The sequence below is a fragment of the Rhodococcus opacus genome, assembly GCF_012396235.1.
GTDB classification, from domain to species: Bacteria; Actinomycetota; Actinomycetes; order Mycobacteriales; family Mycobacteriaceae; genus Rhodococcus_F; species Rhodococcus_F opacus.
Map to the genome: position 1 here is coordinate 20,234 of NZ_JAAXPA010000030.1, position 9,581 is coordinate 29,814.

Annotated in this window: 8 protein-coding genes; 6 read left to right on the plus strand and 2 right to left on the minus strand. The window is 65.1% G+C overall.

The genetic code is table 11. The features are described from left to right. Positions 1-112 precede the first annotated feature (112 nt). The 4 genes from HGB39_RS30280 (at position 113) to HGB39_RS30295 (ending at position 6,008) form a co-directional block, all read left to right on the plus strand. Positions 113-1,291, plus strand: a complete 1,179-nt coding sequence (locus HGB39_RS30280; RefSeq protein ID WP_005563921.1) for a CaiB/BaiF CoA transferase family protein — start codon at positions 113-115, stop codon at positions 1,289-1,291. A 57-nt stretch (positions 1,292-1,348) separates the two neighbouring features. Continuing rightward, positions 1,349-2,686 carry an MFS transporter gene (locus tag HGB39_RS30285; RefSeq protein ID WP_005260574.1) on the plus strand — a complete coding sequence of 446 codons (1,338 nt, stop codon included), beginning with the start codon at positions 1,349-1,351 and terminating at the stop codon, positions 2,684-2,686. Positions 2,687-2,887: 201 nt separating this feature from the next. Continuing rightward, entirely contained in the window at positions 2,888-3,550 is a 663-nt protein-coding gene (locus HGB39_RS30290) for an enoyl-CoA hydratase/isomerase family protein (RefSeq protein WP_005563925.1), read from the plus strand. A gap of 151 nt (positions 3,551-3,701) precedes the next feature. After that, entirely contained in the window at positions 3,702-6,008 is a 2,307-nt protein-coding gene (locus HGB39_RS30295; protein WP_005563927.1) for an acyl-CoA dehydrogenase family protein, read from the plus strand. A 102-nt stretch (positions 6,009-6,110) separates the two neighbouring features. On the opposite strand, the gene HGB39_RS30300 is transcribed toward HGB39_RS30295, so the two are convergent. Beyond that, positions 6,111-8,177 (minus strand): FUSC family protein, encoded by a 2,067-nt coding sequence (locus HGB39_RS30300; RefSeq protein WP_005563929.1) that lies wholly within the window; start codon positions 8,175-8,177, stop codon positions 6,111-6,113. A 9-nt stretch (positions 8,178-8,186) separates the two neighbouring features. On the opposite strand from HGB39_RS30300, the gene HGB39_RS30305 reads away from it, so the two are divergent. Beyond that, complete coding sequence (locus tag HGB39_RS30305; RefSeq protein ID WP_005563931.1) at positions 8,187-8,660, plus strand: substrate-binding domain-containing protein; 474 nt, start codon at positions 8,187-8,189, stop codon at positions 8,658-8,660. Between the two features lie 73 nt (positions 8,661-8,733). Here the strand turns inward: HGB39_RS30305 and HGB39_RS30310 are convergent, their stop codons facing one another. Beyond that, complete coding sequence (locus tag HGB39_RS30310; RefSeq protein ID WP_005563933.1) at positions 8,734-9,060, minus strand: hypothetical protein; 327 nt, start codon at positions 9,058-9,060, stop codon at positions 8,734-8,736. 148 nt (positions 9,061-9,208) lie between these two features. Here HGB39_RS30310 and HGB39_RS30315 point away from each other — a divergent pair, with 148 nt between their 5' ends. Continuing rightward, on the plus strand, positions 9,209-9,544 hold the full coding sequence (locus tag HGB39_RS30315) for an ABC transporter permease subunit (protein ID WP_005563935.1): 336 nt from the start codon (positions 9,209-9,211) through the stop codon (positions 9,542-9,544). The last annotated feature ends 37 nt before the right edge of the window (positions 9,545-9,581 follow it).

A 9,581-nucleotide genomic window follows, 5' to 3' on the forward strand; every position in this document is an offset into this window, starting at 1 on the left:
AGAGTGTGACCGCCGCCGATGGTACGACAGCAACCCATTCGGCCACGCTGAGGACTCAGAACGGCTCCACCAGCACTGAGGTCCACACCGTCCCGGCACAGAATGAGGAACCATGCCAGACTCCGAGTACGCTCCCGATGACCTGCCCCTGTCCGGGATCACGGTCGTCGATTTCGGTCAGTACATCGCGGCGCCCGGCGCCGCACAGACCCTGGCCGACCTCGGCGCCGACGTCCTCAAGATCGAAGGTCCCGGCGGCGACCAGGCACGCGGGATCGGTGTCTACGGCGAGGCAATCATGCGCGCCTACAACCGGCGCAAGAAGTCGATCGTCCTCGACCTCAAAGCTGAGGACGATCTCCGCCACGCCCGTGCCCTCATCGCCCGAGCCGACGTCGTGATCCACAACCTGCGACCAGGGGTGATGGAAAAGCTCGGCCTGTCGGCCGACGACATACGCGAACTGAATCCCACCGTCATCCTCGCCGCGGTCTCCGGCTTCGGCACCGATGGGCCCTCCCGCCGCCGGCCGGGCCTCGACATCGCCGCCCAGGCGGAAACCGGCATGATGTCAGTGACCGGAGAGGCGGACGGAGACCCGCAACGCGTCGGCTTCCCGCTCGTCGACCACGCCACCTCCTACGTGGTCACCCAGGCGGTGCTGGCTGCCCTGTTCCGACGAGAACGTACCGGCCTCGGGGACGACATCGACGTCTCACTGCTCGACGTGGCGATCGACCTGCAATGCGCGAACTGGGGCGAATACTCCATCACCGGCGTCGCGCCCCACCGGCGCGGCAACGGACAACCCACCGCGGCACCGGCCGCCGACATCTTCCCCACCGCTGACGGCTCGATCGTCATCTCCGCCTACACCGAGCAGCGATTCGCCCAGCTTTGCGACCTCGCCGGCCGACCCGACCTGCCGAAGGATCCCCGCTTCGTCGACAACCCGTCAAGGGTCGCCCACCGCGGCGAACTCCTCGCCGTGCTCACACCGTTCTTCGCCGGCCTCGACACCGAAGCCGCCCTAGCGGCACTGACATCCGTCGGCATCGTCGCCGGCGCCGTACGCACCTACGACCAGGTCCAAAGTGCCCCCGATGTGATTGCCAGCGGCATCTTCGCCACCGGCAGCACCGGCGACGGACACACATACTCCATCCCAGGCCTCCCCTACCGCTCTCGCAGCACCCCCCGCACCGCGGACGCCGGGCGGGTCCCCGAACTCGGAGAACACAGTCACGAGATCGTCGCCCACTACCGGCTGGGCGAGCACTCCCTGACGTGACCTGAACCGCCACCGGCGCCACCTACCACTCACTGATAACGACCCCCAGGAGCCCTTGTGTCCCTGCAGAATCCGCAAACCCGCGCCGAGGAGGGCGACCTCGTCGCCGATCCTGAACTCGATAGCCCTCGCGTTCGCCGGCGTGGCTGGATCATCACCCTGATGCTGATGGCCTTCATGCTGATCAACTTTGCCGACAAGGTCGTTGTCAGCCTTGCCGGCGTCGAGATCAAGACCGATCTCGGGTTGAGTAATCAGCAGTTCGGCACCGCGCAGAGCGCGTTCTTTTGGCTCTTCGCCGTCGGCGCTGTCGCCCTCGGATCCCTCGGCGGACGCATCTCCGCGCGATGGCTCCTCGCCGGCCTGGTCGGTCTATGGGTGCTCAGCTTGGCCCCGATGACCACGACGGTCGGATTCGGAGTCTTCCTCGCCTGCCGAATGCTGCTCGGATTCGCCGAAGGCCCCGCTGGGGCGTTGTCCCAACAGATCGCCCACACCTGGTTCTCCCCGAAGCGTCGTTCACTACCGGCCTCGGTAGTCATCATGGGAGCCTCCCTCGGCCCGCTGATCGCCGCCCCGGTCCTGACCTGGATCATCCAGAGCTACAGCTGGCACGCAGCGTTTCTCGTGCTCATGGTCGCCGGAGTGATCTGGCTGGTGGCCTGGCTGTTCATCGGCGGTGAAGGACCCGCCGGCAATGCGGGGGCGGGCACCGGGAATCAGGCGGTAACGCTTCCCGACACCGTGCCCGTCCGGCTCCTGTGGACTCGCCCCACCGTGATCGGTGTCGCGATCTTCTCGTTCTGCTCCTATTGGGCGACCGCGTTGAAGGTGAGTTGGTTGCCGCTGTATTTGCGCGAAGGCCTGCACTACAGCGCCAACGCCACCGGGTTGCTGATCACATTGCCCTTCGCCGCGGCCGTGATCCTGACCTTTCTCGCCGGCCTGATCTCCACCCGCCTCTCGCTGGCCGGACGATCGTCCCGCACCGCCCGCGCCCTGTTCGCGGCCGGCCTACTCGCCGCCGGCGGTGTGTGCATGATCGGATTTACCGCGTTGCCCGTCGGACCCACTCAAATGGTGCTGATCGCGCTCGCGTTCTCCCTCAACACCGCAGCCTGGGGACTGGCGTTCTCCCTACTCTCCGACGTGGTACCCGCCAAGCAACGCGGATCCGTCATGTCGATCACCGTCGCGATCTACAGCCTCGGCGGTGTCGCGGCACCACTTCTCATCGGCTCCCTCGTCTCCGGGGCCGCCGACACCGCCGCCGGATACGGCCGAGGCTTCGTCATCGTGGGAGTCATCATGCTGGTTGGCGCACTCACCGCCGCCGTCCTGGTCAATCCCGAACGTGATGCAACCACGATCGCCGCACACCACCCGAACGAGTAGGCCGAACCAGAACGGTCGACGGGACCGCCGTCCGCGACCTGGCCTGAGTGCACCAGCCTGTCGTCAGCGATTGTGGAAGGAAGCGATGATCACATCAATGTTGTTGGGAGACAATATGTGCCTGAGGACAGGTGGCGAACGCGCCACGGGGCAGCCGACCGCCCCCGCCGGGCAGTTCGACGGACTCGTGAGGAGCATGTTGTGAGTTCTTCGGAGAACGATGTCGTGGTAGTTCGGCACCATCACAGCGGACGGCTGGACATAGAACTCAATCGTCCCGAGCGGAAGAATGCCTTGACGGTCCCGATGGTCACCCAGCTCGCCAGAACGTTCGCTGACGCTCAGGACGACGACACAGTCACCGCGGTGTTGCTGTACGGCGCGGGCGGGTGCTTCAGTTCCGGTTTGGATCTTGCCGAAGTACGCCCGGGCGAGCCGAAGATTACCGCGGCGATCTCCGACCTGCACACGACCCTGTCCGGGTTCGAGAAGCCGCTGATCGGGGCACTGGAGCGGGCCGCTGTCAACGGTGCTGCGGCGATCGCGCTCGCCTGTGACCTCCTTGTAGTGGGAGAGACGTCGTTCCTCATGGTCGGCGAGGCGGAGATGGGGGTAGCTGCGCCGAACAATCTGCGGTGGTTGCTCGCGAAATACGACGAGAACCAGGCACTGCAGCTCACCCTGGCCTGTGAACGTCAGTACGGTCCGGACCTTCTGCGCCGCGGCTTCGCCTACGCAACGGTGCCGGACGAGCAGGTTGTGGGCCGGGCAACCGAACTCACCGACAAGATTGCGGCCTACCCCAACGGCGGGGGAATCGCCATGAAGCAAGCGATTCTGACGCGCAAAACACTGCCCGTGTAAATGCGTACGCACGGCGGCACCTGCGGTCGAAAAACCACAAGACAACACAATGCACAACCGGGCGGACAGGTCGCAGGACGCCTGGTCATCCCAGGTCGGGGGATCCTGACCGCGGTGGTGCTCACACGGCACACTCGAAGGAGACAATCGAATGGGCATGACAACACCTGCAGAACACCGCGCACTTCGCGACGCGGTTCGGGAGTTTCTCACCGCAACCAGTAAACCGGCCGAAGTATTGGCCGACCAGGACACGGAACTCGGATACCGGCCCGAGATGTGGGCGACGATTGCCGAACAACTCGAACTGCAAGGAATGCTCGTCGACGCGAAGTACGGCGGATCAGGCGCGGGTATCGGTGACCTCGTCGTGGTCGCCGAGGAATTCGGGCGCTCCGCAGCATGCAGCCCCTTCTTCGCGAGTTCGGTGTTGACCACGCTCGCCATCGCGGATTGCGCCCAGGAGCATTGGCTCAGTGAGCTGCTGCCAGGTCTCGCCGCGGGCACTCGTCTCGGGTGTCTGGCATTTGCCGACGCCGACGGGTGGTGGCAGGCCGGCTCGGAAGCGGTGCGTGCACACCCGGACGGCGACGGCTGGCGGATCGACGGACGGGCCGATCACGTGATCTTCGGTCATTGCGCCGACACTGTCGTTGTCGTCGCCCGAACCGAAGACGGGACCGGCCTCTTTCTGGTGGAACCGTCGGACACGAGCATTCGGCGGGTCCGGCGGTCGGCGTTGGACCAGACCCGTCCGCTGACGACCTTCACCTTCGACAGCGCGGCAGCGCAACGAATCAGTGACACCACCGACATTTCGGAGACACTGTCCCGAGCGCTCGACCAGGCGCTCGTCGTGCAGGCGGCGGAGAGGGTCGGCGGTGCTCGCCGGTGCCTGCACCTGACAACTGACTATGCGAAGACCCGCAACCAGTTCGGTCGTCCGATCGGTACCAACCAGGCTGTCAAACACGGGCTGGCCGATCTGATCCGGGCGCTCGAACCGGTCGCCGCTGCGGTCGCCGTCGCCGCTCACGCCGCGGATACCGATGCGCCGGAACTGCCGGCACTGGTGAGCGTGCTCTGCGTCGCGGGGACCGAGAGGTACCTGCAGATCGCCGGCGAGACGATTCAACTACACGGCGCGATCGGCTTCACCTGGGAGCACGAGGCTCACCTTCATCTCAAGCGGGCGAAAACCGATCAGCTGATGTTCGGATCGTCGGCATGGCACCGCGAGCGTCTGCTCGCCGGAGTCCTCGCCACCGGCACCGCGGTCGAGGCGCCGGCGCGGGCCGACGAACCCGCTCCGCTGGCGGACCTGCAGACCGAGGTCCGCGCCTGGCTGGCCGAGCACCGCGCCGAGGGAACGCCACTCGAATACGCACAGGAACCGTTCGGACACGAAGACACCGACGCCGAGAAGCACTGGACCGATCTGTTGCGTCAGGGGCGTTGGCTGTGCCTGTCCTGGCCGGAGGAACACGGCGGCCGAGGACTGGGACCGGTCGAAACTCTGGTAGTAGAGGAGGAGTTCGCGCGCGCGGGACTTCGACGCCCGCAACTCGGAATGGGCGAGACCCTGCTTGCGCCCGCCCTGTTGGCGCACGGAAGCGAGGACCAGAAGCGCCGGTTCCTGCCCCGCATTCTGTCGGGCGAGGACACCTGGTGCCAGGGCTTCTCCGAACCCGAGACCGGATCCGATCTCGCCTCACTGCGGACCAGCGGAACCGTTGACGGCGACGAGTTGCGGATAAACGGTGACAAGATCTGGACCAGCCACGGCGGCCAGGCCAACATGATGTTCCTGTTGTGCCGCACCGACCGCGACGCACCGAGACACCAGGGCATCTCGTTTGTCCTTGTTCCCATGACGGACAACGGCATCGACGTCGACCCCATCCGGATGGCGTCGGGCGACAGGGGGTTTGCGCAGGAACGGATAACCGATGCGCGCGCCCCGTTGAGCAATGTGGTGGGTGGGCTCTGCAACGGTTGGGCGGTCGCGATGACCACACTCGGCGCCGAACGAGCAGGCAAGGCGGCGACGCAGTATGTCGGCTATCGCCACGAACTGGACGTGTTGGCGGAGCGGCTGGACAAGAACGGTCGGCTCGGCGACGTCATCGTCCGCCAGCGGTTGGCGGAACTGGTGGTCGAGGTCGAACTGATGCGTGCCGTTGGTTCCGTGATCGGTGCCCGTGTTGCAGAGGGAGAGACCGTGGACAAGTTGCTGGCGATCGACAAGGTCAATTGGTCGGAGTATCACTGTGTCTTCGGGTCGACGGCGCTGGAGCTTCTCGGGGCGTCGGCTCTGACCCGCCCCGACGGGGACGGATATCAACTCGACTCTCTGCAACGCGTGTTCCTCGAGAGCCGGGGACGCCGGATCGCACGCGGGTCGAATCAGATTCAGCGCAACATCATCGGCGAACGGATTCTGGGTTTGCCGACGTAGACGCCCGAGCGGTCACTCCAGCCGGGTGATTCGCCGGCTGTGACGGGCCTCCCCCTTCGACTGGCTCGCTTTGTGCTTCGTTCAGCAGCATGTACGACGCCATCAGGCATGCGTCAACGCTTCCCCCATCGTGCGGTTGAGGGTGCTGAGCGAGCGGACGGCACTGCGAACCGGCCCCGGTGTGGTGGTCGACTGCAGCATGACGTCGGGTGCCGAGGTTTCGGTGAGTTTCTCCGGAGGCTCTACGTGCTCACCGGCGAGTGCGCGTTTGACGTCGGCGATGGTTTCCTTGGTGACGTCGGCTGCTTGGCGCAATGCCCTCGCGGTCTCCTGCGACGGTCCGCTGTCCGGTTCGCCGCGAGAGGCGCTCACCCCTGCTCGGGCAAGTGCATGAGACGACCGATTGCTGACAGTCATGATCCGCAACAACCGTTTCGCTCCCCGACGAGTCCGCGTCGTCGGTCCCATTTCCAAGGGTTTGCCCGCCGTGACAAGGTCCTTCAGCGCGTTGTCCAACTTCCGGATGTCGGCGACCAGGTCAGTCTCGTGCCCTGGTTGGACGACGGCTCCGATAGCGGTGTCGACGATGGCAGTCATCCGATCGAGGTAGTCGTCGATCTTCGAGGTCAGCGTCGATCTCGTTCCGGTGGAGAAGATGAAGTACGCCGCCGCTATTCCGACGATTCCGCCGGCCGCCGTTTCGTAGATGCGCAGTTCGAGTACCTCGATGCTGAATGTGCCGAGCAGTCCGTACAGCATCGCAAGCATCACGGTGACGAAGAAGGAGAGCAATGCGTAGGCCACCGTGACGAGGTAGAACGCGAAGAATACGCAGACGACGAGCAGGAGCAACTGCAACGGCTGGTTGTTTCCGACCAACGCGGACAGCAATACTCCTGCAAGAACTCCCGCGATGGTGCCGACGACGCGGTGCCCTGCGCGCGAGAGAATCTCTCCGCGGGTAGACGCTCCGGTGAAAACGAGGAAGGCCGTCAGGACCGCCCAGTACCAGCGGTCGGGCGAGATGAGCTCACCGAGGATCGTTGCAGCGCTGGTCGCGACGGCTACCTGGATCGCGGCTTTGGTGCTCGGGTTCCATCCGGTGTCCGTTTCTTCGTCCTCGTCCGGCTTCTTCCTCGGCTCCGATTCTGTTCGCAGGGCGTTGTGGGTGATGTGATGGATCGCGATGTGCGCCTGCGCTGCTCGCATCGCGACGGTGGTCGCGATACCCGCCGGAGTCGATGGATCGGACTTGTCTGCGGCCGCGGCGGCGAGCCGTCGGGCAGCGCGGAGCTGGTCATCCGACGGATTGTTCTGCAGGCACGATCCCAGTGCCGTGGTCGCCTGCCCCAGCGTATTCGGCCACGACTTGTCCGGGTCGAGCGCCCACAGCGCGCTGACGAGTTGTTCGGTAGCGATTTGCGCATCGAAGATACGAACGGACAGATCTTCGTTGGTGACGCTCAGGAGCTGAGCTGCATCGTTGCGGTCGAGCCAGTCGTCGATCATCAGGGCGGTGCTTCCGAGCCGATCGAGTTTCTTGCGCAGAAGATCGAGATTCCGATCACCCCTGTTCGACGCCACCTCCAGCACGTCGATCGACGCGGCCCGCAGCGCCCGAACCAACCGTGTGAGTTCGAGCCCGGGCCGGTCCGGCAGGATCACGGTACGGACGAGGAGCGAGATACCGACGCCGGCGACGATGGACACGGCGAGGATGGGAATCTGCCCAGGCTGGGCCCGAAGGAAGAGTGCGAAGAAGTAGCAGATGAACGCGACCATCCCGAGAGCCGTACCTCGCGGGCCGTAGCGCCGCACCCAGACGGCCGCGAAGAGCACCGCGATGAAGCCCACATCGGCGACCTTCCCGAACTGTGACAGCACCGCGGACATCGACACCGCCGCGAGTGCAGGGAACACGAGCAGCAGTGTCGTGATCACCCTGCTGTGCTGATCCTTGTCCTTGACCGCCGCCGAGGACTGCATCGCGACGACCGTCCCGAGCAGCGCGACGGTGAGTGGCTGGCCGATCAGGTTGGAACCCGGTAGCAGCACCACCATCGCGAGAATGACGGTGATCGTCGTGGCGGTTGCGGCACGTAGCCGCAGCCTGCCGGGATCGGAGACCGCGAGAAAACGGACTGTCTCCTGTACGACCCGAAAAGCCATTCACCGATTGTGCGCCTCCGGCACCCGTCAGTCTCGGACGACGTCGCCACCGATCTCTTCGAGATCAACCGCGCCTTCGAGGAGGAACAAGCACCGGCCCTCCCGTCCACCGGATCGCAGGTGGAAAAAGTCACGGCCGGTGAGTATTCCGTCGGATTCTTCATGGGCTCACCGGCCCTGACTGCGGAGCAGCGCACCGGCGGACTGATCAAAGCGGTCTTCCCGGACGATGGCACGCCGCTGTTGCGCCGCGGAATGTCGATGCTGCAGGGCGCCCCGCACCCGGTCACCACGAAGCTGTTCACCGACTTCGTGTTGTCCGCGGACGGGCGGGCCGCCGTCGCCGAGGGCGGACTGACCGCCTACCGCGACGTCATCGCCTCGGTAGGCGAAGAGAACACGATCCTCATCCCGTACACCAAAGCATCCGACGAAGAGATCCAACAGTTCTCGGACCGTTGGTCTTCGTTGCAAGCCGGCTGAGCCGAGATAGCGACATCACACCATGACACTGACGACACCGCCCGACACCCGGACCCCCGAATCCTTCGTCCCGCTACGCCCGGGTGAGCCCGGAAGCCCGCGCTACCGCAAATTCCGCAACATCGGCCGCGACACGATCATCCAGTACTCCGTGCTGCTGATCCTCGCCGCACTCGTCCTCGCCCCGGTCGTGCCGACCCTCTACCAGTCGTTCATCGACCGCCCGCTCTACGAGAGCGGCGGAATCTTCAGCCTCGACAACTACACCGAAGCCGGGTTCGGCGACGTCATCGTCAACACGGTGCTGTTCGCCGGCCTGACCACGATCCTGGCGCAACTGTTCGCCGTCCCGATGGCCATCGTGATGCACCCGCACCAAACTGCCCTTCGGCAACTTCATCGTCGGCTCGATGCGCTGGCCCTTCTACATCTCCTCACTGCTGCTCGGCTTCGGCTGGATCATCCTCTACTGACCCGCCGGATTCTTCAGCGTCCAGTTCCGCGAGTTCTTCGGATTCGTCCCGTGGAACCTGTACTCGATCCCCGGGATGGCGCTCACCGAAGCCGTCGCCCTGGCCCCGATCGCGTTCACCTTCTGTGTCGGCGCGCTGCGCCAGGCGGACGCCTCCCTCGAATCGGCGGTACAGGTCTGCGGCGCCGGACCCGTGCGGATCCTCCGGTCGGTCGTGGTTCCGATGTTGCGCCCACCGATCGTCTACAGCTCGGTGCTGATCGTGAGCATGTCCCTCGAAACGCTGTCGGTTCCGCTGCTCTACGGGCAACCCTCCGACGCCGTCGATCCAGATGGTGTCGCTGTCCCCGGGCCTTGGTGCGTACCGCGCGCGAGCCTACAAGCAAAGCGGATCAGACAGAGGTGGATGTAGTCCCGCGCAACCAGATACCGGCGGCGGTGGGCAAATC